Consider the following 26,992-nt stretch of genomic DNA (forward strand, 5'->3'; position numbering starts at 1 on the left):
TCGAACCCCCGATACGTTGCCGTATACACACTTTCCAGGCGTGCTCCTTCAGCCACTCGGACACCTCACCACATTGTCTTCCCGATGTTGTCGGGACGGGCGCTAATGTAGGGAAAACCCCGAACGTCGTCAATCCTCTTTTTCAATAAATTAGCGCGTTTAGACAAACTTCAAACAACCTGCTTCTTAAACGTTCTGAAATCGTTTTTTTTCTCGTCACGGTACTTTCTCCGCGTGGTACGGGAGAAATTTGTTATGCTGATCGGCCTTTGCGAAAAAGCATAATTGTTCCGGAAAATAATCGGATACATCACATCAGGTTCTGGAGTTGATATGGAAATTATCTTTTATCACCCCTCATTCGATAATAACGACTGGATCCGCGCATTGCGGCAGGCGCTGCCGCAGGCCAATATCCGCGTGTGGACGCCGGGCGATAATGCCCACGCCGATTATTCGCTGGTCTGGCATCCACCGGTTGAGATGCTCAAGGGCCGACAATTAAAAGGCGTTTTTGCATTGGGGGCGGGTGTTGATTCGATTCTTAGCCAGTTGCAGGCCCATCCTGAGATGCTTCCTGAATCTATTCCGCTGTTCCGCCTGGAAGATACGGGCATGGGGTTGCAAATGCAGGAGTATGCCGTAAGCCAGGTGCTGCACTGGTTCAGACGTTTCGATGATTACCAGGCGCTAAAGCTGCAAGCGAAATGGCAACCGCTGGAGGAATACGAACGTGGAGACTTCACCATTGGTATCCTCGGTGCAGGTGTGCTCGGTGCGAAAGTGGCTGAAAGCCTGCTCCAGTGGGGGTTTCCGCTGCGTAGCTGGAGCCGCAGCCGTAAAAATATGCCCGGCGTGACTAGTTTTGCGGGTGGCGAGGAGTTGCCCGACTTTCTTCATGGCACACGAGTGCTAATCAATCTGCTGCCAAACACCCCGGAAACGGCAGGCATCATTAATGCTGCTTTGCTGAACCAGCTCGCTGACAACAGCTACGTGATAAACCTTGCGCGCGGCGTACATGTTGTCGAGCGTGATTTGCTTGCAGCCCTGGAGAGCGGCAAGCTGAAAGGCGCCATGCTCGATGTTTTTAGCCAGGAGCCGCTACCATCCGATAACCCGTTGTGGGCGCATCCCCGCGTGGCGATGACGCCGCACATGGCGGCGACGACACGTCGCAGTGAAGCCGTGGCTTTTATCGCGCAGGCTATTCAGGCTATTGAGCGAGGTGAAACGGTCAGCGGGCGGGTAGACAGAGCGCGTGGTTATTGACAGACGCCCGGCATCGCCGGGTTTTGTCATTAAACTCGCGAACGATAACTGCTATCCTTTGCAGAAATAACTACAGGAGTGAGTCATGTATCCCGTTGACCTGCATATGCATACCGTCGCCAGCACCCACGCTTACAGTACGCTTCACGATTATATTGCCGAGGCAAAACGCAAAGGGATCAAACTCTTTGCCATTACCGATCACGGCCCGGATATGGCGGATGCGCCGCACTACTGGCACTTCGTGAATATGCGCATTTGGCCACGTCTGGTCGATGGCGTGGGCATTTTGCGCGGTATTGAGGCCAATATTAAAAATACCGAGGGTGAAATCGACTGCACCGGACCGATGGTGACGTCGCTGGATCTGATCATTGCGGGTTTCCATGAGCCGGTATTTCCGCCGCAGGATAAAGCCACCCATACTCAGGCCATGATTGCGACTATCGCCAGCGGCAATGTTCATATTATTAGCCACCCCGGTAACCCGAAATTTGACATTGATATCCCGGCCGTTGCCGCTGCCGCCGCGAAATATGGTGTCGCGCTTGAAATTAACAATTCGTCTTTTGTCCATTCGCGCAAAGGCAGCGAGGCGAATTGCCGCGCCGTGGCTGCCGCAGTGCGGGATGCCGGCGGCTGGGTGGCGCTGGGATCGGATTCTCATACGGCGTTTACGCTGGGCGATTTCAGTGAGTGCCGTAAGGTGCTGGATGACGTCGGTTTCCCGGAAGATCGTATTCTGAATGTCTCGCCGCGTCGTCTGCTGGATTTCCTCGAATCCCGCGGCATGGCACCAATTCCCGAATTTGCCGAACTTTAATACTGACTGGAACAACTGAATGAACGAATTTTCAATTCTCTGCCGTGTACTGGGCTCGCTGTTTTACCGCCAGCCGCAAGATCCTCTGCTGGTACCGCTCTATACCATGATCCGGGAGGGGAAACTGGCGGAAAGCTGGCCGCTGGAGCAGGATGAGCTGCTTGAACGGTTGCAGAAAAACTGTGATGCGCAGGCACTGGCGGCCGATTACAACGCGCTGTTTGTCGGGGAAGAGTGCCGCGTCTCGCCTTATCGTAGTGCCTGGGTGGAAGGTGCTACGGAAGCGGAAGTGCGTTCATTTTTGTCCAGTCGCGGCATGCCGTTGACCGATGCGCCGGCCGATCACATTGGGACGCTACTGCTGGCGGCCTCATGGCTGGAAGATCAGGCCGCAGAAGATGAAAGCGAAGCGCAGGAAACCTTATTCGCCGATTATATTCTGCCCTGGTGCGGCACCTTCTTTGGCAAAGTTGAAGCCCATGCGACAACGCCATTCTGGCGCACCATGGCCCCGCTGGCGCGCGATGCGATTGCCGCAATGTGGGATGAGTTGCAGGAAGAATCAGAAGAGTAATTGTGATTTTAGTCACAATTAAAATGCAACAGAGATTTTTGGTTTTCAAAGAGTGTGCGCATTGTCGCATATCAGCGGCGCGCATCTGCTATGATGCGCGCCATGAACATTCTCCTTTCTATCGCAATTACGACAGGCATTCTCTCCGGCATCTGGGGTTGGGTGGCCGTCTCTCTCGGTTTATTAAGCTGGGCCGGTTTTCTCGGCTGCACCGCCTATTTCGCGTGCCCACAGGGTGGAGTGAAAGGGCTTCTTATTTCCGCCTGTACGGTGATGAGCGGTGTGGCCTGGGCGCAGGTCATTATTCATGGTGCAGCGCTGGCTCCGCATCTGGAGATCGTCGGGTATCTGATGACCGGTGTGGTGGCCTTTTTGATGTGTCTACAGGCGCGGAATCTGCTGCTCTCTTTTGTGCCGGGGACATTTATTGGCGCCTGCGCGACATTTGCCGGGCAGGGCGACTGGCGGCTGGTCATCCCGTCGCTGGCGGTTGGGTTAGTGTTTGGCTATGCCATGAAAAACAGCGGGCTGTGGCTGGCTTCCCGGCGCGCGCAGCCGCTGCTTAAAGAGCAAGAAAAAGCGTGACCGGAAGTCACGCCTTTCTTTTTCAGGACTCCGGCGGCACCGCCATTTCGCGGTATTTTGCCAGCACGGGGTTATGACGATCGGCGCCTTGTTGCAAATCCCATAGTCCCCGATCAATCCCGTCATTTATCAACAAAATCACCCCGGTTTCAATCGCCGACATCAGGCAGAGCATCACCGGTTCGTTGGCGGTATAGCCAATTTCTCCCTCCAGCAGCCGCTGGTAGTCAATAAAGCGAAATACCCCGGCTTGTACTTCATAGGAGAGGATGGTTTTACTGGTGTTGACCGACGAGAGTATTTCTCCGGTCGTGACATTAATCACCCGTAAATTCACCGCAATTTGATCCAACTGATATTGTGTATCTCCGCCAATGCCGAAATAACGCGCACCCACGCCGCCGGATTTTACATTGCTCTCGTAGCCAATAATGGACCCTTCAATCATGATATTTGCGGCAGTCAGCGAGGGCAGCGGGACGCGATTGTTGACGGCCACAGTTCCGTTTTCTTGCGCGGCGCGAATGATTTTTCGTTCATTTAGCAGATTCTGCAAACCCTGGCGTTCCAGCGGTACAAACCAGCGCGAATCTTTCAGCGCCGTAACTAACATTGCAGTCGCGCTTTGCGGGACTGCAGTGGAAAAGTTACTAGCCGGGTAGGGCTTAAATTGTCCGGTTTCATCCTGGATGTTATACACCGAGACGAAAATTTTCCCGCTTGGCATCGGCAGATGTGTCAAGTCCTGATAACTTTGCGCCCGCGGCAACAGCGTCGGTTTAGCGGCTTGTTTTGGCGGCGCAGTCAGGCAACCGCTTAATAAACACACGGCGAATAAAATAAATAGACGCGACATAGTTGTTGTCCTGTTAGACAGTGGCTTAAAAGTCTGTTGAACCGCTTTGCAAGCCCGACACCTGAATTGTTGATGTCTTGCCGGTTTTTCTGTCGGTGACATTTAATTGCAGTTGTCCGTCTTTGTTGGAAATATCCACGATAAAATCGCTGGTCACCATTCGCCCCGGTTTACCGGTATTAATATTGGTAAGTAGCCCGCCTAATATTTGTGATTGTATTGCCTGGGTGAAATTATCCAGCGCGGAAGTGGTTTCCACGCCGTAATCCTTATAGCTGGGATCGGTATAAGAATTTTGTGCCTGGGCGCTATTTAATAAAAATGCACCGTTATTAGGATTGCCGCCGAAATTAGGATTACGAAACTGGAATGTCATGGTTCCCGCCCAGCATGCAGGCGCGATAAGCAACAGCGCAAGCAGGGTATATATGCTACGCATAATAGCCTCCGGAGATTTAATGTATTTTAGAATTCATCACTCGCCATATCGCCAACGCTCAGCAGCGCCTGGTTTATTTGCAGGTGATCGATCGCTTGCTGGGTTTGCGCCAACGCGATTTCAACATTTTTCTCAAAGTCGCGATGCGTAGGAAAAAGAAAAGTCTGGTATACGACACTCTGATTGACGATTATCGTTATCCAGCTTCCCCAACGGGCGCTAGGTCGTTCATTAATGGTTAAATTCCCTTTCCAGCTACTTTCCCACTTATCACTAAATGCACGATAAAAATCGTGTCCGACAGACGATACCGTGTGATCGGCTAACAGCCCGGGAACTTCGACTTCAACAGCCGATACGTTTACGCAGGCAACAAATAATAAAGCGGCGGTTGCCAGACGACACATATAGCGTTTCATGGTGTTAACGCCTGAGATTATCGTTAGCCCAGGAGACGGCTTGCGTACGGTTTTTTACCGCTATCTTCCTGAAAAGATTATAAAGATGGGTTTTAACTGTATTTTCACTAATGAACAGCGAACGGGCTATCTCAACATTTGATGCACCGATACGCAGCTTATTAAGGATCTCTTTTTCGCGGTGGGTAAGCAGTGCGGATTCAGTGCTGTAGTAACGATAATTCCCGGCATGAGTGATGAGATAACTCGCCAGTTTTTGCGAGAAATAGCACTCGCCACGTTGCACACCTTGTAACCCGTCGACCAACTGGCTTCTGTCCTCTGAAATGTAAAATACACCCGTAATATTTGGCCAGTTTTCTACGTCCTGGAATGGGTAATCAAGAGGGGTATTCATCAGCAATAGCTTAATATCACCATTCTTTTGTGACAGGATATTCTGCCATTGCTGAATCAGTTTTTTATCCGCATCCATCATGTCGAATAAGACGATGCTCAATGCGGGAATATCATCGAGAGGCCGTTGAATATTATGGAGCTTTCCGGGCAAAGAGAGCGCAAATTTTAAATGCTGGAGAAGCGCCGTTGCCTGTAATGAAGGTTTTGTTATTAATAATAAAACTGAAATAGCTGAACTATGGACTTCACTAAACATGATGAAACCCCGCGTATTTGTTTTTTGTTCATCAACTTCAACCCCGGTTATTCACCAGGGAAACCAGATGTACTGTCGGATGCGCTGTGCTGTGTTCAGGAATATGTGATCAGCCCGTGTAAGGGAGAAATAATACAAAGTAATGAGTGCTGCGAATTCAATCTAACGCTTGCTAACCTTAAAGCAAGTGTGAATCATGTAACAGAATGTAAAATTAAATATTGAAATGTTATTTTGATGTTCTGATACGTTGATATACAAACGCTAAAGCAGAGTGAGTTTCAAAAGGATGTTGTGCGAAAATTTATAATAAGAACAATAGCCTGACTTTTTTGGCTTCAGGTTTTCCTTATTTTTGCGTTTTGCTGTTGCCACCTATCATTTGCATTGACAGTTATAGCATCGGGATGACTATTTAAGAAAAATCATCTGATGCGGTCTCTGCTGCAAATGGGGGATAATTTTTCTTCATGCTTAAGAATGATATGAGTAATGAAAATCCAACTTGCTGGTGAGATATTTTCTTTTTATCCACGGCATACTCAGTTTTGCAACCCGGTATTAACAAATGAGTTTGGCGGTGACAGCATGAAGAACAAAATAGCCTTTATGATGTTAACCCTGCTAGGAATGCCGTGCCTCGTAACAGCAGCCGGATATGACCTGGCAAACCCGGAATATAATCTGGCGGTGAATGAACTGAGTCAGGCGCCTTATAATCAATCAGCCAATATCGATCAACATGGTGCGAGTAATAATGCGCATATTGATCAACGAGGTTCGAAATTATTAGGTGTTGTTTCGCAAAATGGCGGAAACAATTCAGCGCAAATTAACCAGTCCGGAAGTTATAACCTTGCTTATATCGATCAGGCTGGTAGTGCCAACGATGCGAGTATTACGCAGGGTGCTTATGGTAATAGCGCAGTTATTATTCAGAAAGGCTCGGGCAACCGGGCAAATATCACGCAGTACGGTACGCAAAAAACGGCAGTAGTGGTGCAACGACAGTCGCAAATGGCTATTCGCGTTATTCAACGTTGAAAGTCTTGCGGCTTTAATCTCAATCCAACGGGGGTTTACCATGAAACTTTTCCAAGTGGCAGCATTCGCAGCGATCGTTGTTTCAGCAGGCGCATTTGCAGGCAGTGTCCCGCAGTATGGTAATGGCGGCGGACATGGCGGCGGTAGCAATGGCCCCAATTCTGAACTGAGCATTTATCAATATGGCAGCGCCAACGCCGCCCTGGCTCTGCAAAGCGATGCACGTGAATCTGACCTGACTATTCATCAGTATGGTTCCGCCAACGCCGCCGATGTGGGCCAGGGTTCGGATGCCAGCTCTATCGATCTGGTGCAGAACGGATCGCAAAATAATGCCACTATCGATCAGTGGAATGGCCGCAACTCTGATATCTCTGTGAGCCAGTATGGTGCGGGTAACGGTGCGCTGGTGAACCAGACCGCATCGGGTTCTAGCGTCACTGTCCAGCAAACCGGCTACGGTAATCACGCTACCGCAAATCAGTACTGATCCCCCGGGCAGGAATAAACAGGGCTGCGGCCCTGTTTTTTTTGGAGGCGCGATGCATACCTTATTATTGCTGGCGGCGTTATCCAGCCAGATCACGTTCAATACCACCCGCGACGGCGACAATTACACCATTACGCCGCTGGTGCAGGTTACGCAGGATTGTGTTTGCCAGGTGCAGGTTATAACCGAGCGCGAAGGCGCTGCGGGTGTGAGCCAAAGCCGGCAACGAAACACGATGACTCTCCCGGCGAATCAAACGACCGCGGTTTCGCGTATTCGCTTGAATATTTCCGCGCGCGATAACGTCAAAATTATCGTCACGGTGTCTGATGGTCAGTCGCTACATCTCGCTCAGCAGTGGCCTGCCGAATAATAATTTTCATAATCCACTCAGTGACAAACATATTCCCCGTCTGAATGCTAATTTTAATTAAGGAACGTGCTAACGGCGCCGATATTTAACGTATCAATAGCCGAAGCTCAACCGTCAGGGATGAGTGACTCACGAGGTGTTTATGCGTCTGTTTCAAGCGTTCGTGTTCCCTGTTGTCTGCTTTTGCATAATGTCATCTGCCTATGCGGGAACCCAGCCGGCGGGAGGGGCGATCCATTTTCGTGGTGCCATCGTTGAAGGCGGCTGCGAAACTGACACTCAGAACCAAAATCTGCGGCTCTCCTGTCTGCAAAACAATAAAATGCAGACTCAGCAAATCCATATCACCGATGTAACCGGGCAATCACTCTCTCCACAAGTTGCGCAAGTCCAGATGCGCTATCTCGATGCGCAGCAATCCCGCGCCGAGGTTACCATCACCTATAACTGATGATTTTGAATATGTTGCCCTTGCTATTTCCGGGTACACTTAACGGTGTTAACGGGTTACTGGCCGGAAAGGGGGCAAGAATGCAACCACGTATGCAGGTGCTTCAGGGGGATATCACCACGCTTGAAGTGGATGTGATTGTGAATGCAGCAAACTCATCACTGCTTGGCGGCGGCGGTGTGGATGGCGCGATCCATCGTGCCGCGGGCCCAGCTTTGCTCGACGCGTGCCGACAGGTACGTCAGCAGCAGGGAGAGTGTCCACCAGGCCATGCGGTGATCACGGCGGCAGGAAATTTAAAGGCGAAGGCGGTGATCCACACGGTTGGACCGGTCTGGCGTGGCGGAGAGGAGAATGAAGCTCGCTTGCTGGAGGATGCATACCGCAATAGCCTTCTGCTGGCGGAAGCCAATAGTTACACGAGCATTGCTTTTCCCGCCATCAGTACTGGCGTGTATGGTTACCCAAAAGCCGCGGCGGCAGAAATCGCCGTTAATACCGTCGCTGCGCACCTCATACGTCGGCCTCAACTCCAGCAGGTGATCTTTGTTTGTTTCGATGACGAAATGACGCAGCTTTACCAGCGCTTACTGACTCAGCACATTCAATAAGGCGCGGCTGCTCTGCGGGCAGGGCAGCCGGAAACGTTATCTGGCGTGAGCATGACGCTTCGCGTCGTTTTGTTGCGGCTTACCGGAAAAAAGGAAGCGCAGCAGCGGAATGCGCAGATGGATTTCATACAGCAGCACCGCAATACCAATGACGAAGACCAGTCCGGCAAGAAAACCAAGGAGATTGGACTGGATATGCGGTGTGATCCACGCGCCAAATAGCAACGTCAGCGGATGGTGTACCAGATAGATAAACAGGGACGCGTTCACAAAATAACTGACGCGTGCTGACTGGAAGTTCAGCAATTTGTGGCCTAATGAAAAGACCACATTCACCATCCACAGCCCCAACAGCATGGTGATAACCGCCTCGGTTTCGTACATCCAGCCATCACCATTGCCATAGCGCTGGTTAAGCAAATAAGCACCAAATGCCAGAACCGAGCCGAACATGCACCATGGAGAAGGCGTAGTAAACAGTGACTTCAGACGCGAGTTAATGAACGCCAGCGCACCAAGAATGAAGAACGGAATGTAGAACAAGGTCTGCATGACCGCAAAATTAAACAGCGCGTCACGTAATATATCCGGATACATCATCAATACAATTCGACGCAACGCAGCCCAGGCGATACCTAACAGCAAGAACCAAAGCGACAGTTTCGCCAGCGAAATATTGCCAGCCAGCCGGTTAGCGCTATTTTTTAGTTTTTTAAACAGCACCATGCTAACCGTGGTTAATACCACAAGGACTAATAAGAACCATAAATGGGAGATGAGTTCCCATGACAGCGTGTTGAATTTGTCATAAGTCGATAGGGTGTGCCATTCCGCTGTTTTATCTTTCACATATTGCAACATAATAAATTGAGGTAGCGTCAGCAGCGGGATCGCGGTGAGCATTGGGATGCCGACGCGCTCAACACGCAGTTTCCACCAGCGCTTAAGCGGGTAACGTAAATACAACATGTATGAAAAATAGCCGGAAATAACAAAAAACACCTGCATACGGAACGCATGTATGGCGTCATTGAACAGCGTTAGCCACCATGAAGGGTAGGCGCTGTTTACGTGCCACATATGGCTGGAGTAGATCAGCGAAATATGAAACGGGATCCCAAGCAGCATCAACCACGCGCGTATGGAATCAAGGAAATATTCTCGTTGTGCGGGGGTTTTGGTCATATCACTCCGTACATTCTCAGACTTTTCGTCTTATCCATAAGACAAATAATGATTACATTCGCAACCAACCCTACACTATGACCGATAACCTGTCTCCAGGATAAGCCTGCAAAACGATAAAGGGTTAGTTTCATTTGCTTATTCAATGAGCCTGCATGGAGAACAATGCGGGGATTCAGTTGTCGGATTGCCTGAGTTTCCATTAAAATGGATCGGATCGATTTAAGCACACAAAGGGGGAAGTGCTTAGTTATTATGAAACCTAAATTACGAATGATGAAAATGCGTTGGGTAGGTGCTGCTGTTCTGTTGTCACTTTATACGTCATCAGGCTGGGCCTTTTCTATTGACGATGTCGCAAAACAGGCACAATCACTGGCCGGTAAAGGCTACGAAGCACCCAAGACCAATTTGCCCTCTGTGTTCCGTGAGATGAAATACGCGGACTATCAGCAGATCCAGTTTAACCACGACAAAGCCTACTGGAACGCGATCAACACCCCATTTAAGCTTGAGTTTTATCACCAGGGTATGTACTTCGACACGCCAGTGACCATCAACGAAGTGACGACCACTGCCGTACGTAAAATCAAATACAGCCCGGATTACTTCAATTTCGGCAACGTCCAGCACGATAAAGACACGGTCAAAGACCTCGGTTTCGCCGGTTTCAAAGTTCTGTACCCCATCAATAATAAAGATAAAAACGATGAAATCGTCAGCATGCTGGGCGCAAGCTACTTCCGCGTGATTGGTGCAGGGCAGGTATATGGTCTTTCCGCCCGCGGTCTTGCCATTGACACTGCGCTGCCATCTGGCGAAGAGTTCCCGCGTTTTCGTGAGTTCTGGATTGAGCGTCCAAAACCGACGGACAAACGCCTGACCATCTACGCGCTGCTGGATTCACCGCGTGCAACAGGCGCATACCGTTTTGTGATCATTCCAGGCCGCGATACCGTGGTGGATGTGCAGTCCAAAGTTTACCTGCGCGACAAAGTGGGCAAACTCGGTGTTGCACCGCTGACCAGTATGTTCCTGTTTGGGCCGACTCAACCCTCTCCTGCAACCAACTATCGCCCGGAATTGCATGATTCCAACGGCCTATCGATGCTGGCAGGCAACGGCGAGTGGATTTGGCGTCCGCTGAATAACCCGAAACATCTTGCTGTAAGCAGCTATGCGATGGAAAACCCGCAGGGCTTTGGCCTGCTGCAGCGTGGTCGTCAGTTCTCCCGTTTTGAAGATATCGATGACCGCTACGATCTGCGCCCGAGCGCGTGGGTAACGCCGAAAGGCGAGTGGGGCAAAGGTAAAGTCGAACTGGTCGAAATCCCGACCAATGACGAAACTAACGATAACATCGTCGCTTACTGGACGCCGGATCAACTGCCGGATCCGGGTAAAGAGATGAACTTCAAATACACCATCACCTTTAGCCGTGACGAAGACAAGCTGCATGCGCCAGACAATGCGTGGGTATTGCAGACACGTCGCTCCACAGGGGATGTGAAACAGTCAAACCTTATCCGTCAGCCTGACGGAACTATCGCGTTTGTGGTGGATTTCACCGGCCAGGATATGAAAAAGCTGCCGAAGGATACCCCAGTAACCGCGCAAGCCAGCATTGGCGATAACGGTGAGATTGTGGAAAACACCGTTCGCTATAATCCGGTTACGCAAGGTTGGCGTTTGATGTTGCGCGTGAAAGTGAAAGATCCGAAGAAAACTACGGATATGCGCGCGGCGCTGGTCAACGCCGACCAGAACCTGAGTGAAACCTGGAGCTATCAGCTACCTGCCAATGAATAAGACAACTGAGTATATCGACATGCTGCCGCTTTCCGGGACGGAAAAAGCGGCGCTGCCGACAGAAAGCATTCGCAGCGTGCATGAAGCGCTGGATAAAGAGCATACGAACTGGACGCGTGATGATGATACGCCGCTGGGTTCTGTGACGGCACGTCTGGAACATAGCTGGCCGGATTCGCTCGCCGAAGGGCAATTGATCAAAGACGATGAAGGGCGCGCACAGCTCCAGGCGATGCCGAAAGCCAAACGCTCTTCAATGTTCCCCGATCCGTGGCGTACTAACCCGATTGGTCGTTTTTGGGATCGTTTGCGCGGACGCGAAGTTGCGCCGCGTTACCTTGCGCGTTTGACCAAAGAGGAGCAAGCGCACGAGCAGAAATGGCGCACTGTCGGTTCTATCCGTCGCTATATCCTGCTGGTGCTGACGCTGGCGCAAACCGTCGTCGCCACCTGGTATATGAAAACCATTTTGCCTTATCAGGGCTGGGCGTTGATCAATCCAACGGATATGGCGGGCCAGGATCTGTGGGTTTCCTTTATGCAACTCCTGCCGTATGTGCTGCAAACCGGTATTTTGATCCTGTTCGCAGTGCTGTTCTGCTGGGTTTCCGCCGGGTTCTGGACCGCGTTGATGGGCTTTCTGCAACTGTTGATTGGCCGCGATAAATACAGTATTTCGGCCTCGACGGTGGGCGATGAACCGCTAAACCCGGAGCATCGTACGGCGCTGATCATGCCTATCTGTAACGAGGACGTGGATCGCGTTTTCGCAGGTTTGCGTGCAACCTGGGAATCCGTGAAAGCCACCGGCAACGCGGCACACTTCGATGTCTACATCCTGAGCGACAGCTACAACCCGGATATCTGCGTAGCCGAGCAGAAAGCCTGGATGGAACTGATTGCGGAAGTGCAGGGCGAAGGGCAGATTTTCTACCGTCGCCGCCGTCGTCGCGTAAAACGCAAAAGCGGTAATATCGATGACTTCTGCCGTCGCTGGGGCAGCCAGTACAGCTACATGGTGGTGCTGGATGCGGACTCCGTGATGAGCGGCGAGTGTCTGACCGGGCTGGTACGCCTGATGGAAGCGAACCCGAACGCCGGGATCATCCAGTCGTCACCGAAAGCGTCCGGGATGGATACGCTCTATGCGCGCTGTCAGCAGTTTGCGACCCGCGTTTACGGGCCATTGTTCACCGCGGGTTTGCACTTCTGGCAACTGGGTGAATCCCACTACTGGGGTCATAACGCGATTATCCGCGTGAAACCGTTTATTGAGCACTGTGCGCTGGCACCGCTGCCGGGTGAAGGCTCGTTTGCCGGTTCGATTCTGTCGCATGACTTTGTCGAAGCCGCGCTGATGCGCCGTGCCGGTTGGGGGGTATGGATTGCGTACGATCTGCCTGGCTCGTATGAAGAGCTGCCGCCGAATCTGCTCGATGAGCTGAAACGCGACCGCCGCTGGTGCCACGGCAACCTGATGAACTTCCGCCTGTTCCTGGTAAAAGGTATGCACCCGGTTCACCGCGCAGTGTTCCTCACTGGCGTGATGTCCTATCTCTCAGCACCGCTGTGGTTTATGTTCCTTGCGCTTTCCACGGCTTTGCAGGTGGTGCATGCGCTGACGGAACCGCAATACTTCCTGCAACCGCGCCAGTTGTTCCCGGTGTGGCCGCAGTGGCGACCGGAGCTGGCTATCGCGCTTTTCGCTTCGACCATGGTGCTGCTGTTCCTGCCGAAGTTGCTGAGTATCATCCTGGTGTGGTGCAAAGGGCCGAAAGAGTATGGCGGTTTTATTCGCGTAACAATTTCTCTGCTGCTGGAAGTGCTGTTCTCGGTGCTGCTTGCGCCGGTGCGTATGCTGTTCCACACCGTGTTTGTGGTCAGCGCGTTCCTTGGCTGGGAAGTGGTATGGAACTCGCCGCAGCGTGACGATGACTCCACGCCGTGGGGGGAAGCCTTTATGCGCCACGGTTCTCAGCTGCTGTTGGGGCTGGTGTGGGCTGTCGGGATGGCGTGGCTTGATCTCCGCTTCCTGTTCTGGCTGGCACCAATTGTCTTCTCGCTGATCCTGTCGCCGTTTGTGTCGGTTATCTCCAGCCGATCTACTGTCGGCCTGCGCACCAAACGCTGGAAACTGTTCCTGATCCCGGAAGAGTATTCACCGCCGCAGGTACTGGTGGATACGGATAAATATCTGGAGCTGAACCGCTCGCGCAGCCTGGAAGATGGTTTTATGCATGCGGTGTTTAACCCGTCATTCAACGCGCTGGCAACGGCGATGGCAACGGCTCGCCACCGCGCAAGCCACGTGCTGGAAATTGCCCGCGATCGTCATGTTGAGCAGGCGCTAAACGAAACGCCAGAGAAGCTGAACCGCGATCGTCGCCTGGTGTTGCTGAGCGACCCGGTCACGCTGGCGCGTATGCATTATCGCTTATGGGCGGCACCGGAGAGATATCTGTCATGGGCAAGCTACTATGAAACGCTGAAGCTTAACCCGCTGGCATTAAAGACAAAGTAAGCCGACATTAAGGAAAATACCGGCCTGAGAGCCGGTATTTTTTTATCTGTATCAAACGAGAAGAGGTTGCCTGTGAGAGTGATTCTGGTGGTAGTCATAGCGTGCCTGCTGAGCGGTTGTGGCAGCATCGTCAGCCGGACAATCCCCGGGCAGGGACACGGGAATCAATATTACCCCGGTGTTAAGTGGGATGTCCGCGATTCAGCGTGGCGCTACATTACCGTGCTTGATCTACCCTTTTCACTGGTGTTTGACACACTTTTGTTACCACTGGATGCTAATCACGGCCCTTACGAGTAATCAGCGCTCATCCCACTCATCAGCGGCTGTCTGTCCTTCTTCGGTATCAAGAGGCGGTTCCAGCTGGAATTCACCTTCGTCCCATTCGTGCAGCGTATTCTCTTCCTGCCACTCCTGGCTTATCTCGATTTCATCGAAATCACCGTCAAAGACACTTTGCGCGGCTTCACCGCTCAAAAGAGGCAGACATTCACCTGGCTCTTCTTCATCCGCAAAAAACTCAGCGCGCCACGCGATATCGCCATCCTGAAGAACATACTTTTGCACATTGAATTGCTGCACGCTGATTTCTTCTTCATCAAGATCCGGGTTATCGGCAATAAATAATTCCCGCGCGGCATCAATTGCTTCCGACAGTGTTGAGTAATACTCCAGTTCAGTTTCGGGCATATCATCGCTCCTGAGATAACAGTAAAAAAGGTATGCACAAACCTATAGACGCTGGTTTTGCGAGCGTCAAATTTGTCATAAATGAATCAGCGATTTCATGGCATAACGAGAAACGTGTAGTGCTGAATAGTAGTACGCTTGCAGGAACAGTGAGTGATGTTTGTGGCTGCGTCTTATGTTTAATGTGTCGCAGTAGAGATATTGTCAGCCGCGCCGTTATCCCGCTTTCGGCTTTGATTAACCCGGGAAATATGCACGAAACAGCATTGTTTTTGCGCGCGGGGCAGCATGGATGTAAGGCAAATATCTATTGTATCGGGTGTGCGATTACGCTTTTCAGCGCTACTCCTGGCGCTGAACGCTGCGGGTTGCCTCTGCTCTGGCGCGGCGGGCAGGGCGCTGCAAACTGAACCATGAATAAATGGCATTAAACAGAACAACGCCCGCCGTCACACAGAATACCGCACGAAAACCGTAGCTGGCCGAAACCGCCGCACCCATCAGCGGACCGGTCACATTCCCAATATCGCGAAAAGACTGGTTGTAACTGAATATCCGCCCGGCAATTTGGTTAGTGGAGTTATAGACCAGCAAGGTTTGCACCGCAGGAAGCAGCGCGCCGTCTGCAGCACCGAGCAGGAAGCGCAAAATGCCCAGTTGCCATGGAGTTTGCACCAGGGACATTGGCAGCAGTAACAAGACGGAGATTATCAATGCTGCGACCAGAATTTTCTCCGGGCCGATTTTGTCTCCCAATTTGCCCAGACGGGGGGCGCTAAGTAGTGCCGCTACGCCAGGCACGGAGGCAATCATGCCGCTGATAAAAGCAATATTGCTGACATTACCGGCCAGATCGCGCACATAAAGAGTGAGAATCGGCGCAATAGAACCCGTCGCCACCTGGATGATCATGGTGGTAATAAACAGGCTCAGTACCAGTTTGGGGCTTTTTAGCGAGGCGAAAACCTCTTTGAAGTGCAACATCTCGCGTTTTGCCACCGGGGTGAAATTTTCGCGGATGCAAAGTAGCGTGAGCAGAAAACAGATAAAAAGCACAGACGCGGTAATAAAAAAGACCATCCGCAAGCCCCAGGTATCGGCCAGCAAACCGCCGGCCAGTGGGCCAAGCAGCGCGCCGCTGACGCCTCCCGTCGAGAGCGTACCCAACGCCCAGCCGCTTTTGTTGCGCGGCATTTGCGTAGCGATCAAGGCATTGGCGTTGGGGATAAAACCGCCCAGTAAACCGAGCAGCGCCCGCAGCACCAGAAGTTGCCAGACATTTTGTGCAATGCCCATTAACGCCATAACAATCGCCATGCCGAGAGCGGAGCGCAGCAGCATGATTTTCCGCCCTTTACGGTCGGCAAGGCCGCCCCAGAAGGGGGACGCGATAGCAGAGAACAGGAAGGTGATGCTAAAGACTAAACCGGACCACATATTGAGCACGCCGGGATCGGTGATGCCAAGCTGCTCGACATAGAGGGGGATAAAAGGCATCACCAGGCTAAACGCCGCACCAGTGAGAAAACAGCCAAACCAGGCAACAGTGAGATTGCGCTTCCAGTTTATTGGGGCATCAGAGTGAGACATAACCGTCCATAACAGCAAACATTAATAATAGTCGATAGTAAGCATGCTAATTATGCGCCCGGGTTATGATTGCCGCAATGCGCTGACGCAGGTTTGTATGACAAAAAAAGAGCCTGCATTTGCAGGCTCTTTATCGATTCAGTAGCGAGAGGGGACGTCTTCCGGGCGCGTTTTGAAGCGGCGATGCAGCCACATATATTGCTCTGGCGCCATCATAATGCAGCGCTCAACCACTTTGTTCATCCATGCGGCGGTGGTTTCTGCGTCATCGAGCGGAGGGGAGCACTCCGGCTCGAGAATAATCAGTTCATACCCTTTGCCACCCGGTTTACGACGTGGAACAAAAGGTACGATACAGGCCTGAGACATGCGGGCCAGCATCCAGGTTCCGGACGTAGAAGCCGCATCTTTAACGGCAAAGAAAGGGGCGAAAACGCTGGCGCGCGGGCCGTAGTCATGATCGGGTGCGTACCAAACGACATCGCCCGCTTTCAGGGCGCGGATCATGCCTTTGAGATCTTTACGGTCGATCATGCTTTTATTGGAACGCATGCGGCCCCAGGTTTGCAGCAGGTCAATAACCGGGTTGTCATTCGGGCGATAGACACCAATCCCTGGCTCGTTCAGACCAAACATGCGGGCACCAATTTCCAGCGTCAAAAAATGTACGCCGATCAGCAAGATTCCTCGCCCTTGCGCCTGTACGCTTCTGACATGTTCAAAATCGATAACGTCCATCCAGCGTGACATCCGACGATCGGACCAGAACCAGGCCATGCCGGTTTCCATCAAACCCATGCCAACCGATTCAAAATTTTTCGCGACCATTTTCTGGCGCTCTGTTTCGCTCATGTGCGGAAAGCAGAGTTCGAGATTGCGCTGCGCAATACGCGCACGGCGTCTCATCAGGCGCTGCGCCAGATGGCCAATGCTGCAGCCGAGGCGGTAAATCACGGGATAGGGGAGTTGAACAACTAACCACAGCATGCCGACCCCGAACCAGAGAGCCCAGTAGCGCGGGTGTAGCAGCGATGCCGTAAACTTGGGTAAATGCGTCATGACTGTCCTGTTTGAAGCAACAATTCCCTGTATTCTCGCATTTTTTTGGAATTAACCAAAACCAGGGCGCACAGAATGCCTGCTTTGTCAGGAATTGTTGCGTCGTAATCGTTAGAATGAGAGAAAATGTAGCGCAAAATGTGTGGATGTAAATTATCAGTATTTGCTTTATGATGCCGCCGTTTTTTCACCCCTAACTTTGCAGGACACGTACACCATGCCAGTGTTACATAACCGCATCTCCAATGATGAACTGAAGGCGCGGATGCTCGCGGAAACGGAACCCCGCGTCACCGTCTCGTTCTATAAATATTTCTCGATTATCAACCCACAAGCCACGCGCGACGCGCTCTATCAGGCGCTTAGCCAGTTGAACGTGTTTGGCCGTATATACCTTGCCCATGAAGGTATCAATGCGCAAATCAGCGTGCCACAAAGTAAATTCGACGCCTTTCGCCAGGCGCTTTATGCGTTCGATCCGGCGCTCGACGGCCTGCGTTTAAATATCGCGATTGATGATGACGGTAAATCCTTCTGGGTGCTGCGCATGAAAGTCCGCGACAGGATTGTTGCCGACGGTATCGACGATGAGAGTTTTGACGCCAGCGATGTGGGGGATTATCTGAAAGCGGCGGAAGTGAATGCTATGCTCGACGATCCTGATGCAGTGTTCATTGATATGCGTAATCACTACGAATATGAAGTCGGGCATTTCGCCGGTGCGCTGGAGATCCCGGCAGATACATTCCGCGAGCAGTTACCGAAAGCAGTAGAAATGATGCAGGAACATAAAGATAAAAAAATCGTTATGTACTGCACTGGCGGTATTCGCTGCGAGAAAGCAAGCGCCTGGATGAAGCATAACGGTTTCAATAAAGTGTGGCATATCGAAGGCGGTATTATCGAATATGCGCGCCGCGCGCGCGAACAGGGCTTGCCGGTGCGTTTTATCGGTAAAAACTTTGTGTTTGATGAACGTATGGGAGAGCGCATTTCCGATGACGTTATTGCTCATTGCCATCAGTGCGGCACACCTTGTGATTCCCATACCAATTGTCGTAATGACGGCTGCCATTTGCTGTTCATTCAGTGCCCGGCCTGTGCTGAGAAATTTAACGGTTGCTGCAGTGAGCTGTGTAAAGAAGAGAGCGAACTGCCGGAAGAAGAGCAGCGCAAACGCCGCGCCGGTCGGGAGAATGGCAATAAAATCTTTAATAAATCCCGTGGTCGTCTGAATACCAAACTGGGCATTCCGGATCCGGAATAAAATTTGAGGAGAGGGTTGCCCCTCTCCCGTAATCTTACTTCTGACGCACGCCTTCCACGGAAATAATCAGCTCAACATCCTGAGACGCCGGACCCAGATCGGTGGTGATATTAAAGTCTTTCAGCTTAATTTTGCCGGAAGCCTCAAAGCCTGCGCGCACGCCGCCCCACGGATCATCGCCCTGGCCCATCAGTTTCGCCGCCAGCACTACCGGTTTGGTGACGCCGTTCAGTGTCAGGTTGCCGGTGATATCCAGCCCGTCACCCGCTTTTTTCACCTCAGTTGACGTAAAGGTCGCCTGCGGGAATTTCGCAACATTCAGGAACTCAGCGCTGCGCAAGTGTTTATCACGCTCTGCGTGGTTGGTATCGACACTGTTAGTGTTAATGGTGACGTTCACTTTGTCCGAGGCCGGGTTGGCTTCGTCGAAGCTAAAAGTCCCGTCGAAATCTTTAAACGTGCCATAGAGCCAGCTATAGCCGAGGTGCTGGATCCGAAAATTAACGAAGGCGTGTTGACCCTCTTTATCAATTTTGTAATCCGCAGCGATAGCAGAACCCGTAGTGAACAGCAGCGAAGCGAGAGCGAGTCCCGGCAGGATTTTCTTCATATTATGCTCCAGAGTCAGGCGACGATTTTCCCAGCATGCGCTTGAGAGTGACGTCTTTATCGATGAAATGGTGTTTAACCGCGGCAAGGCCATGCAAAACGGACAGCACGACGACTGTCCATGCCAGCCAGAGGTGAATATTTCCTGCAAGGTCGGCTTGCGATCCGGCATCGGCAAGCGTTGCGGGGATCTCGAAAAGCCCGAAAACGCTGATGGGTTTACCGTCGGCCGTGGAGATCAAATAGCCGCTGAAAAGAATACCGAACAACAGCAAATAGAGTGCGATATGGACAAGTACAGCGCTGATATGCGTCAGACGTGAATAGCTGGCAAGCGGCTTTGGCGGTGGGGAAAGAAAACGCCAGAGAACCCGGTACACGAGGCCCAGCATGAGCAAAATGCCGATGCTTTTATGTAGCTCAGGCGCTTTATGATACCAGCCGTCGTAATAGCTCAGCGTCACCATCCACAGACCCAACGCGAACATACCATAAACCACAATGGCCACCAGCCAGTGCAGCACAATGGAAACGGCGCCGTAGCGCTCAGGTGAATTGCGTAATGGCATAATTGTTAATCGTGGTTAATAACTGGTTAAATTAAAATGGCGGGAGAGAAACAATATTGCAACTCAAAATTACGATATTGAATCGTTATTTTTTCTATATCATCGTTTTTGAATGACTTTGTGGAATAACATTCAGAACATTAGATTGACTGAGGTTTAACTCCTGAATTTATTAAGGTTTTGTTGCGGTGTTAATGTTTAAATATTCTGCCCCGGAAATATATTTTATAAATCTTTGTCAGTTTTTGTCAGTATTTATCAGGGGGCAATACGATATAGATAACATCGAACAGCGCGATAAGTAACCACAGCGAAATATAAATCATCAAATGTTCACGCACGTTATTTATTAAGAAATGAAACAAACGGCGCATATTCTCTCCGCAAAAATGCAATAAGCGACCCCGAATGAGGCCGCGGAAGGTTTACCCGGCAAAGCGGGACAGTGAGAAAGGTTGTAAATCAAAACGCGAGCTTTTGCCGTGGGCAAATTCACAGGCAATTTCACCCAACACGGGCGCAAATTTGAAACCGTGTCCACTAAGACCAGTGACAATCAGCGTGTCGGGGAAGCCCGGCAGCGTATCAATAATAAAGTCTTCATCCGGAGAGTTATCGTAAGTGCAGGATGCACCGTACAAACACCCACCGATGCCGGGCAGGAACTGGCGCAGAAAAGCGAAACATTCGGAACCATCTCCCGGCTCTTCGCCAAACGGCGTACGCTGCTGCGCTTCGCTGATAAGCTGCCCGCCGTTGTGTCGGCCGATTTTTAATTCATTATCTTCTGCCGGGAAACCGTAATACTGGTCGCCATTGGGCATTTCGCCGGTAAACGCCGGGAATGTGTTCTTGGTGCTGTAGCGGCCGTCGGCCTGGAACCATGCAAAAACTTTGCGGACCGGTTGTATTGGCAGTTCAGGCAGCAGTTTTTGCACCCATGTACCCGCGCTGACAAGAACTTTTTTGCCGTGGAATGTCCCTTCCTGGGTATCGATGCTGATGCCGTCATCATGATGATGGAGCGCGGTCACCGGGCAATTAAACAGCTGAGCGCAGCCCGCCTCTTTGGCAAGACGGATCCAGGTTTTTACCGCCAGCTCGCTACGCAGTACACCGGAGTCGGTTTCAAACAGGCCGATGTAATCGTCGGGTACGCGGATTTCCGGCCAGCGTGCCATCAGTGACGGAGCATCGAGTTTTTCGACGGCCAGCTGCCACTGCGCTGCGCTTTGCGCGACGTTAGCCAAAAAAGTGGAATCAGCCGGACCAATGTTGATAACGCCGGTACGGTCAAACACCGCTTCGCCGCTTTCCGCCGCCAGTTGTTCCCACAACTGCTGGGCGCGCAACACCAGCGGAACATATTTCTCGCCTTCGCCGTAAGCGTGGCGAATTAAACGCGTATCACCGTGGTGACTGCCTTCCTGATGGGGCGGCAGGTGAGCGTCGGTCATCAGCACGTTCAGCCCGCTTAGTGTGGCGTAATAGCCTGCCGCAGCGCCGACAGAGCCGCTGCCAATAATAATGAGATCGTATTTCATGGGGGTGTTCTCCAGGCAAATGCGTGTTCAGGAGGGTAATTAACCTGGGAACGTTATACAAGGGCAGAAATAAGAAAGGCACCACGAGGGTGCCTGTTGAGTCTGTATAGCGCATTGTTACTAATGCCTGCGATACTCATCTTCCTGGTAATCGCCCGATTCAATCTTGGCAATGCCCGCTTCGAGTATCGATATAAACTGGCGGGCAACATCGGTCGTTAACCACAACGTCTGGCCGACTTCGGTCTCTTCCTGAGCGGCTCTGTTTGGGGTCTGGTAATGCAACCGGAGCATCAGTGCGTCGTAGCTATCCACGGTGCTGATGTCCCATCCGACCAGTGGATGGGTCTGGATGACTTCATTATTCTTTACCATCATAACCCCCTTTATTGGCGTGTTTAATTCGACAACGACTCTTGAGGTTCAATGCGTGTTTTATTTGAAGCTTTTTCAGTATACCAACAAGTGGGGGAGTAGATCGAATAATTAAACACTCTGCAACATGTTTTTTCGACCGTTAGATTTTTTTGAATAAGAAAACGGACTCTTAACCATATATTTTTATTAAAAAAGATCTGCACCAGGATTGTGCTTAAAAAAACAACAAAAAAAGCCGGGGCGACCCGGCAATAAGCACAAACTTAAAGAGAAATTAGTCGGTGATAAACCAGTCGTCGGCGCTTTCCCAGGTTTCCTGCAAAATTTCAGTTATGCGATCTTTATCTTCTTTTGCACCGCCTAAAACCGAAAGATTATTTGCTGCGGCATAGCGAACCGTAATTTTATTTTCGCGATCGGGGTAACAATTGTTCAGACGACGAGATAACTCGCCCGCCAGCGCATCAACAGCGCCAGGCGGTAAGGGTGTGGTTTTGGCGATAGTCACTTCAATGCGCATAATAGCCCCCTGTGTAATTTACTGTATGTTTATACAGTTAAGCGGAAAATATTACAACAGGGAGCGATAATTTTTTTATTTAACGCGCCAGCGCACGGTTTCACCCGCCAGGAACGGCACCAGCGAATCTTCCGGCAGCGCAATTGTCTCTGGCACCAGGCACTCTTCACGCACCAGTTCAACAAACGTTTCGTTCACCGGTAAGCCATAGAATCGCGGCCCGTTGACGGAGCAGAACGCTTCAAAATGCTGAAGGGCGTTCATCTCTTCAAACACGGTTGCATAACTGCCAAGCGCGGTGGGGGCGTTGAAACAACCGGCGCAGCCGCAGCTGGTCTCTTTACGATGACGTGCATGCGGCGCGGAGTCCGTCCCGAGAAACGCGCGCGTAAAACCGCTGGCAATCAGTTCGCGCAGCGCCTGCTGGTGAATATTACGCTTCAGGATCGGCAGGCAATAAAGATGCGGGCGTACGCCACCGACCAGCATATGGTTTCGGTTAAACATCAAGTGTTGAGGGGTGATGGTCGCGGCCAACAGCTCATTGCCTTCACGTACATAGTCTGCGGCATCTTTGGTCGTAATATGCTCAAACACCACTTTCAGCCCCGGCAGGCGCTGGCGCAGAGGTTCCATGACCGTTTCGATAAACCGCGCTTCGCGATCGAAAATATCAATATCTGCGTGTGTCACTTCGCCATGCACCAGCAGCGGCATCCCCAGTTTTTCCATCCGTTCCAGTACCGGCATGATCGCATCAATGCTGGTAACACCATGGCTGGAGTTGGTCGTGGCATTCGCCGGATAGAGTTTCGCTGCCGTAAACACCTGCTCGTTAAAGCCGCGTTCAACTTCATCGGCGTTCAGACTGTCGGTCAGGTAACAGGTCATTAATGGCGTAAAATCATGCCCGGCGGGCACAGCATCAAGAATACGCTGACGGTAGGCGATAGCCGCATCCACGGTGGTAACAGGGGGAGCAAGGTTCGGCATGACAATGGCGCGGGCGTAAGTTTTGCTGGTCCACGGCACCACGGTTTTTAGCATTTCGCCATCACGTAAATGGACATGCCAGTCGTCAGGACGGCGGATTTTCAAAACCTGGGGTTGAGTCATTGGAGTGCTCCGGCTGGTGAGAAACAGGTGTTTTTGCCGGGCACTAAGAATAAGCGGAAACGTTTTCGTTTGCATCCTTTTCCTGAAAAAAAGGGCGCTCGCGGCGCCCTGTCATTTAGTCGGTGAGGGGGATAATAATTTCGCCCGGTTTCACCTCAATCCCTTTGGCATATTTTTTCGCCAGCGCCTCGCCTTTGCTGCTGTCTTCTTTCAGCACATAAGCAGGACGTTGGTTAAAGTAATTGCGTAGCGACTGATTAAGATAGGGCATCAGCGTTTGTAACACGGTCTGCATTTTTTCCGGTGTCACGGTGGCATTCACCACTTCCATCTCCTGCAGGTAAATCGCGCCTTTTTCCTTATCAAATACCGGCAACGCTTTGAGCTTTAATTTGATGGTGGCTTTCTGGTTACCAAATAGCGAGGTCATATCCAGATTCGCATCACCGGTCAGCGTGATTTTATTGGGTTCTTCGCGACCGATTTCACTGGCCAGGTTATTCAGCACAATATGGGCATCCGCAACGCCGGGCACACCAATGTCTTTGGCGAAGTCGTTACGTTTTTGTAGCGCCTGGTTAATCTCCTGTTCGCTGATAGAATATTGGGTCAGTTGATTGCACCCCACCAGCACGCCGCTCAACAGTAATGCTGCGGCAAAAATGATTCTCTTCATGAATTCCTCAACGTGATCGCCATGCTACGACGCAGGGGCGTAGCATGCGACACACGCTAAATAAAGGCCAGCGGAAAAAGCTGAAAGGCATGACGGAAGCGGGCGCGCCTCCGTCACGGGCGGTTAAATAGCCATCGATGACAGCAAGTTAATTTGTGTCTGTTTCGCCATATTGTCACGGTACGCTGCAACCCGGCTGGGCCAGTTGATACCGCTTACCAGCGTCAGGTTACGCAGCAGCGGGAAGAGATGAATATCATCATCGGATAGTTCACCGTTCACCGCGTTGGGCTGAACAATCAGTTTATCCAGCGCGCGTAAATCGTCGCTGATATTTTTCGCTAATCCTGTGGAATGGCTGAGGTGCTCGGCAAAATCGCCAATGGCGGCCTCTTTTTTGGCTACAAACCCGGCGCGCGCCTGTGGCGTGGAAAATTCGTCAAACGCCGATTTGGCGAAGCGGGGAATCAACAGCTTATTAACGTAACCATTGACCTTGCGCAGCCATTCTTCAATTTTCGGGTTTTGCTTGCCGGTGAGCAGCGGTTTGCCATCAAGCTTATCGACATAGTGAACAATATCCATGCTTTCTGGCAGATAGCGGCTGTCATCCTTTTGCAGGATCGGCACCATTTTCTGGCCAATCATTTTCGTGGGAGTGGCTTCGTCATCATTGAGCAGGATTTTGAGTTCGACGGGGATGTTCTTGAGGCCGAAAATCATGCGGGCTTTAATGCAGAACGGGCAGTGATCGTAAATGTAGAGTTTCACGTTTCTCCTCCATACTGGCTTATCCATCAACTACCAGTATGGAAGAGGGAAAACCTGCGCGCAAATCAGGCGCCAGGCTCGAGCATGGTTGGGCGAATGCGTTTGTGACTGAATTGCCACAGCAGCGCCATAGAGGTGATCATCCCGATAACGCCCAGCATCATCCACGGCAGCTCCGGCTGATTAAATGCTTTCCCGGCGTCAAACAGCCAGCCGCCACCGGCATAACCAAGCGCGCCACCGAAGGCCAGCCCAAGACGGCTGAAACCCATATAGCTGCCGCGCGCACGGGAATCGGCCAGTTGTGCGCTTAACGTTTCGCGCGCGGGCTCGGCAATAATGGAGCCGATATAGAAGGTACAAATCAGCGTAAAGAGTTGCTGCAACGTGCCGACCATCCCCACAGGCAAGAGGCTGAAGGACATCACCAGCAGACCCGCCATCAGGCGATGCTCAAGGCGAAAGCGTTTTTCGCTCCAGCGCGCAATGGGGTAGAGCAGCGTCAGCGACAGACAGGCTTCAATGGCGTACATCCACTTCACTGCCGCCGGGGAACCGGCAATGTCGTTCACCATAATCGGCAGCATCAACATGACCTGCACCGCCAGCATGTAATAACCGGTAAGGGTCAGTACGTAAGTCACAAAGCGCTTGTCACGCAGTACGCGCGTCAGACCTTCGCGTACCGGCGCTTTCACCGTCGAGAGTTTCCAGGCAGGCAGCAGCCAGGCGTTAAACGCGGCGCATAAGATAAACATCAACGCACCGGCTGCGCACACCAGACGAAAGTCATATTGCAGCAGCCAGCTGCCGAGCAGCGCGCCAATAACCGCGCCCGCGCTGTCCTGCATCATTAACAGCGAAAAAAAACGGCTGCGCTGATTGGGGCGCACCAGTTTCACCACCAGCGCGGAGCGCGGCGGATCAAACAGCGTGCCGCCCAGCCCGGAAAGAATACAGGAGAGCCACAGCAGCCAGGGTTCATGCGCCACCGCCATCGCGGCAAAACCGCCTGCGCGCATCAGCATGCCGGTGACAATCAGCGGCTTGGCACCGAAACGGTCGGCAATCGCACCGCCGAAAATCCCCAAACCTTGTTGAATAAACTGACGCAAACCGAGGGCAATGCCGACCATTAGCGCCGCCCAGCCAAGCTGGTCAACAAAGCGGATAGAAATCAGTGGGAAGACAACGAAAAAGCCGAGAACAACCAGCATATTATCGACAAGCAGGAAATATTTACCCAGGCTCCTTGCCTGCGATATGCGCGCCATTTCCCCTCCGGGAAATAAGAAAGATAAGACCTTCTTATTCTGCGGTTTCGTCGGGCCTTTTCCCATCGTCGCGGTGACAATATTTTTTTATCAATATCTGCCTTTGATTGAGACTTTTCATCGAAAATGGTGTTTGACGCAGAAAATGCCATGTTGCTGTTTTCCCACAGCGCCAGAGCAACTGTATAGTAAAGGGAAGGGGTTAAAAGTGTCGTAAAACGGAAGGAGTGGTAATGCATGTTTGGCTATCGCAGTAACGTGCCGAAAGTACGCTTGGTAACAGACCGCCTGGTGGTTCGCCTGGTGCATGAGCGCGACGCCTGGCGGCTGGCGGATTATTACGCCGAAAACCGCCAGTTTTTAAAGCCCTGGGAACCCGTGCGCGATGAAAGCCATTGTTATCCTTCCGGTTGGCAGGCGCGCCTGAGCATGATCAATGAATTTCATAAGCAGGGTTCAGCGTTCTATTTTGCGTTGCTCGATCCGGAAGAGAAAGAGATAGTCGGCGTGGCGAATTTCTCAAACGTGGTGCGCGGCTCTTTTCATGCCTGTTATCTGGGGTATTCCGTCGGTCAGAAATGGCAGGGGCAGGGGCTGATGTTCGAAGCGCTCACCACGGCAATTCGCTATATGCAACGCACGCAACATATGCATCGCATTATGGCGAACTACATGCCGCACAATAAACGCAGCGGTGATTTGCTGGCGAGGCTTGGCTTTGAAAAAGAGGGCTATGCCAAATCGTATCTGTTAATTGACGGGCAATGGCGCGATCACGTGCTTACCGCATTAACCACGCAGGAATGGACCCCCGGTCGCTAA

General features: G+C 51.6%; 32 protein-coding genes. 14 read left to right on the plus strand and 18 right to left on the minus strand.

Annotation, left to right across the window (positions count from 1 at the left end):
- The first annotated feature begins 333 nt into the window (after positions 1-333).
- From ghrA to ACFX4U_RS00020, 4 genes are all read left to right on the plus strand, one after another.
- Positions 334-1,272, plus strand: coding sequence for a glyoxylate/hydroxypyruvate reductase GhrA (gene ghrA, locus ACFX4U_RS00005; RefSeq protein ID WP_313507190.1), 939 nt, complete (start codon positions 334-336; stop codon positions 1,270-1,272).
- Between the two features lie 85 nt (positions 1,273-1,357).
- On the plus strand, positions 1,358-2,095 hold the full coding sequence (locus tag ACFX4U_RS00010; protein WP_175272494.1) for a phosphatase: 738 nt from the start codon (positions 1,358-1,360) through the stop codon (positions 2,093-2,095).
- A gap of 19 nt (positions 2,096-2,114) precedes the next feature.
- A complete protein-coding gene (locus ACFX4U_RS00015) occupies positions 2,115-2,669 on the plus strand; it encodes a molecular chaperone (RefSeq protein WP_305736424.1) in 555 nt (184 codons plus the stop codon).
- Positions 2,670-2,771: 102 nt separating this feature from the next.
- On the plus strand, positions 2,772-3,254 hold the full coding sequence (locus ACFX4U_RS00020; RefSeq protein WP_305736423.1) for a DUF1097 domain-containing protein: 483 nt from the start codon (positions 2,772-2,774) through the stop codon (positions 3,252-3,254).
- A 22-nt stretch (positions 3,255-3,276) separates the two neighbouring features.
- On the opposite strand, the gene csgG is transcribed toward ACFX4U_RS00020, so the two are convergent.
- From csgG to csgD, 4 genes are read right to left on the minus strand one after another with little or no spacing between them, the layout of a single operon-like run.
- Complete coding sequence (gene csgG, locus ACFX4U_RS00025) at positions 3,277-4,110, minus strand: curli production assembly/transport protein CsgG (RefSeq protein WP_305736422.1); 834 nt, start codon at positions 4,108-4,110, stop codon at positions 3,277-3,279.
- A gap of 25 nt (positions 4,111-4,135) precedes the next feature.
- Positions 4,136-4,549 (minus strand): curli production assembly/transport protein CsgF, encoded by a 414-nt coding sequence (gene csgF, locus ACFX4U_RS00030; RefSeq protein ID WP_020457403.1) that lies wholly within the window; start codon positions 4,547-4,549, stop codon positions 4,136-4,138.
- Between the two features lie 26 nt (positions 4,550-4,575).
- The gene (gene csgE, locus ACFX4U_RS00035; RefSeq protein ID WP_313507186.1) at positions 4,576-4,968 is read right to left on the minus strand and encodes a curli production assembly/transport protein CsgE; all 393 of its coding nucleotides are present in this window, start codon (positions 4,966-4,968) and stop codon (positions 4,576-4,578) included.
- Between the two features lie 4 nt (positions 4,969-4,972).
- Positions 4,973-5,623: a biofilm master transcriptional regulator CsgD gene (csgD, locus tag ACFX4U_RS00040; RefSeq protein WP_175272491.1), complete on the minus strand. Its 651-nt coding sequence runs from the start codon at positions 5,621-5,623 to the stop codon at positions 4,973-4,975.
- Between the two features lie 588 nt (positions 5,624-6,211).
- Between csgD and csgB the strand changes: the two genes are divergently transcribed.
- The 5 genes from csgB (at position 6,212) to ymdB (ending at position 8,592) form a co-directional block, all read left to right on the plus strand.
- The gene (gene csgB / locus ACFX4U_RS00045; RefSeq protein ID WP_305737615.1) at positions 6,212-6,667 is read left to right on the plus strand and encodes a curli minor subunit CsgB; all 456 of its coding nucleotides are present in this window, start codon (positions 6,212-6,214) and stop codon (positions 6,665-6,667) included.
- A gap of 40 nt (positions 6,668-6,707) precedes the next feature.
- On the plus strand, positions 6,708-7,157 hold the full coding sequence (gene csgA / locus ACFX4U_RS00050) for a curli major subunit CsgA (RefSeq protein ID WP_313507184.1): 450 nt from the start codon (positions 6,708-6,710) through the stop codon (positions 7,155-7,157).
- Between the two features lie 52 nt (positions 7,158-7,209).
- Positions 7,210-7,530 carry a curli assembly chaperone CsgC gene (gene csgC, locus ACFX4U_RS00055; protein ID WP_305736419.1) on the plus strand — a complete coding sequence of 107 codons (321 nt, stop codon included), beginning with the start codon at positions 7,210-7,212 and terminating at the stop codon, positions 7,528-7,530.
- Positions 7,531-7,720: 190 nt separating this feature from the next.
- On the plus strand, positions 7,721-7,981 hold the full coding sequence (locus ACFX4U_RS00060; RefSeq protein ID WP_380217736.1) for a hypothetical protein: 261 nt from the start codon (positions 7,721-7,723) through the stop codon (positions 7,979-7,981).
- A gap of 80 nt (positions 7,982-8,061) precedes the next feature.
- Positions 8,062-8,592, plus strand: a complete 531-nt coding sequence (gene ymdB / locus ACFX4U_RS00065; protein ID WP_305736417.1) for an O-acetyl-ADP-ribose deacetylase — start codon at positions 8,062-8,064, stop codon at positions 8,590-8,592.
- A gap of 36 nt (positions 8,593-8,628) precedes the next feature.
- Here the strand turns inward: ymdB and mdoC are convergent, their stop codons facing one another.
- Positions 8,629-9,777 carry a glucans biosynthesis protein MdoC gene (mdoC, locus tag ACFX4U_RS00070; RefSeq protein ID WP_313507179.1) on the minus strand — a complete coding sequence of 383 codons (1,149 nt, stop codon included), beginning with the start codon at positions 9,775-9,777 and terminating at the stop codon, positions 8,629-8,631.
- Positions 9,778-10,050: 273 nt separating this feature from the next.
- Between mdoC and mdoG the strand changes: the two genes are divergently transcribed.
- The 3 genes from mdoG (at position 10,051) to ACFX4U_RS00085 (ending at position 14,407) form a co-directional block, all read left to right on the plus strand.
- Positions 10,051-11,586 (plus strand): glucans biosynthesis protein MdoG, encoded by a 1,536-nt coding sequence (mdoG, locus tag ACFX4U_RS00075; protein WP_020457411.1) that lies wholly within the window; start codon positions 10,051-10,053, stop codon positions 11,584-11,586.
- Positions 11,579-14,107: a glucans biosynthesis glucosyltransferase MdoH gene (gene mdoH / locus ACFX4U_RS00080; protein WP_313507177.1), complete on the plus strand. Its 2,529-nt coding sequence runs from the start codon at positions 11,579-11,581 to the stop codon at positions 14,105-14,107. The genes mdoG and mdoH overlap by 8 nt, the downstream gene beginning before the upstream one ends.
- A gap of 72 nt (positions 14,108-14,179) precedes the next feature.
- Complete coding sequence (locus ACFX4U_RS00085) at positions 14,180-14,407, plus strand: YceK/YidQ family lipoprotein (RefSeq protein ID WP_200552831.1); 228 nt, start codon at positions 14,180-14,182, stop codon at positions 14,405-14,407.
- On the opposite strand, the gene ACFX4U_RS00090 is transcribed toward ACFX4U_RS00085, so the two are convergent.
- From ACFX4U_RS00090 to ACFX4U_RS00100, 3 genes are all read right to left on the minus strand, one after another.
- The gene (locus tag ACFX4U_RS00090) at positions 14,408-14,797 is read right to left on the minus strand and encodes a MysB family protein (protein ID WP_313507176.1); all 390 of its coding nucleotides are present in this window, start codon (positions 14,795-14,797) and stop codon (positions 14,408-14,410) included.
- A 342-nt stretch (positions 14,798-15,139) separates the two neighbouring features.
- Complete coding sequence (gene mdtG, locus ACFX4U_RS00095) at positions 15,140-16,387, minus strand: multidrug efflux MFS transporter MdtG (RefSeq protein ID WP_313507175.1); 1,248 nt, start codon at positions 16,385-16,387, stop codon at positions 15,140-15,142.
- A gap of 138 nt (positions 16,388-16,525) precedes the next feature.
- Positions 16,526-17,446: a Kdo(2)-lipid IV(A) acyltransferase gene (locus tag ACFX4U_RS00100; RefSeq protein ID WP_313507174.1), complete on the minus strand. Its 921-nt coding sequence runs from the start codon at positions 17,444-17,446 to the stop codon at positions 16,526-16,528.
- Positions 17,447-17,663: 217 nt separating this feature from the next.
- On the opposite strand from ACFX4U_RS00100, the gene ACFX4U_RS00105 reads away from it, so the two are divergent.
- On the plus strand, positions 17,664-18,713 hold the full coding sequence (locus tag ACFX4U_RS00105) for a rhodanese-related sulfurtransferase (RefSeq protein ID WP_305736412.1): 1,050 nt from the start codon (positions 17,664-17,666) through the stop codon (positions 18,711-18,713).
- 34 nt (positions 18,714-18,747) lie between these two features.
- Here the strand turns inward: ACFX4U_RS00105 and ACFX4U_RS00110 are convergent, their stop codons facing one another.
- The 10 genes from ACFX4U_RS00110 to mdtH form a co-directional block, all read right to left on the minus strand.
- The gene (locus ACFX4U_RS00110) at positions 18,748-19,323 is read right to left on the minus strand and encodes a YceI family protein (protein WP_020457417.1); all 576 of its coding nucleotides are present in this window, start codon (positions 19,321-19,323) and stop codon (positions 18,748-18,750) included.
- 1 nt (position 19,324) lies between these two features.
- Positions 19,325-19,891: a cytochrome b gene (locus ACFX4U_RS00115; RefSeq protein WP_305736411.1), complete on the minus strand. Its 567-nt coding sequence runs from the start codon at positions 19,889-19,891 to the stop codon at positions 19,325-19,327.
- Between the two features lie 248 nt (positions 19,892-20,139).
- Complete coding sequence (locus tag ACFX4U_RS00120; RefSeq protein WP_313507173.1) at positions 20,140-20,265, minus strand: YceO family protein; 126 nt, start codon at positions 20,263-20,265, stop codon at positions 20,140-20,142.
- A 51-nt stretch (positions 20,266-20,316) separates the two neighbouring features.
- Entirely contained in the window at positions 20,317-21,435 is a 1,119-nt protein-coding gene (solA, locus tag ACFX4U_RS00125; RefSeq protein WP_313507172.1) for an N-methyl-L-tryptophan oxidase, read from the minus strand.
- Between the two features lie 120 nt (positions 21,436-21,555).
- Positions 21,556-21,810 carry a biofilm formation regulator BssS gene (gene bssS / locus ACFX4U_RS00130; protein WP_017456389.1) on the minus strand — a complete coding sequence of 85 codons (255 nt, stop codon included), beginning with the start codon at positions 21,808-21,810 and terminating at the stop codon, positions 21,556-21,558.
- Between the two features lie 277 nt (positions 21,811-22,087).
- Positions 22,088-22,333, minus strand: a complete 246-nt coding sequence (dinI, locus tag ACFX4U_RS00135; RefSeq protein WP_017456390.1) for a DNA damage-inducible protein I — start codon at positions 22,331-22,333, stop codon at positions 22,088-22,090.
- A gap of 75 nt (positions 22,334-22,408) precedes the next feature.
- On the minus strand, positions 22,409-23,449 hold the full coding sequence (gene pyrC, locus ACFX4U_RS00140; RefSeq protein ID WP_313507170.1) for a dihydroorotase: 1,041 nt from the start codon (positions 23,447-23,449) through the stop codon (positions 22,409-22,411).
- Between the two features lie 115 nt (positions 23,450-23,564).
- Positions 23,565-24,125, minus strand: coding sequence for a lipoprotein (locus tag ACFX4U_RS00145; protein ID WP_305736407.1), 561 nt, complete (start codon positions 24,123-24,125; stop codon positions 23,565-23,567).
- A gap of 123 nt (positions 24,126-24,248) precedes the next feature.
- Positions 24,249-24,896: a glutaredoxin 2 gene (grxB, locus tag ACFX4U_RS00150; RefSeq protein WP_305736406.1), complete on the minus strand. Its 648-nt coding sequence runs from the start codon at positions 24,894-24,896 to the stop codon at positions 24,249-24,251.
- A 65-nt stretch (positions 24,897-24,961) separates the two neighbouring features.
- Entirely contained in the window at positions 24,962-26,170 is a 1,209-nt protein-coding gene (mdtH, locus tag ACFX4U_RS00155) for a multidrug efflux MFS transporter MdtH (RefSeq protein WP_020457424.1), read from the minus strand.
- 237 nt (positions 26,171-26,407) lie between these two features.
- Here mdtH and rimJ point away from each other — a divergent pair, with 237 nt between their 5' ends.
- On the plus strand, positions 26,408-26,992 hold the full coding sequence (gene rimJ / locus ACFX4U_RS00160) for a ribosomal protein S5-alanine N-acetyltransferase (RefSeq protein ID WP_017456395.1): 585 nt from the start codon (positions 26,408-26,410) through the stop codon (positions 26,990-26,992).

The sequence above is a fragment of the Kosakonia sp. YIM B13588 genome, from assembly GCF_042788165.1.
In the GTDB taxonomy this organism is placed as follows: domain Bacteria; phylum Pseudomonadota; class Gammaproteobacteria; order Enterobacterales; family Enterobacteriaceae; genus Kosakonia; species Kosakonia sacchari.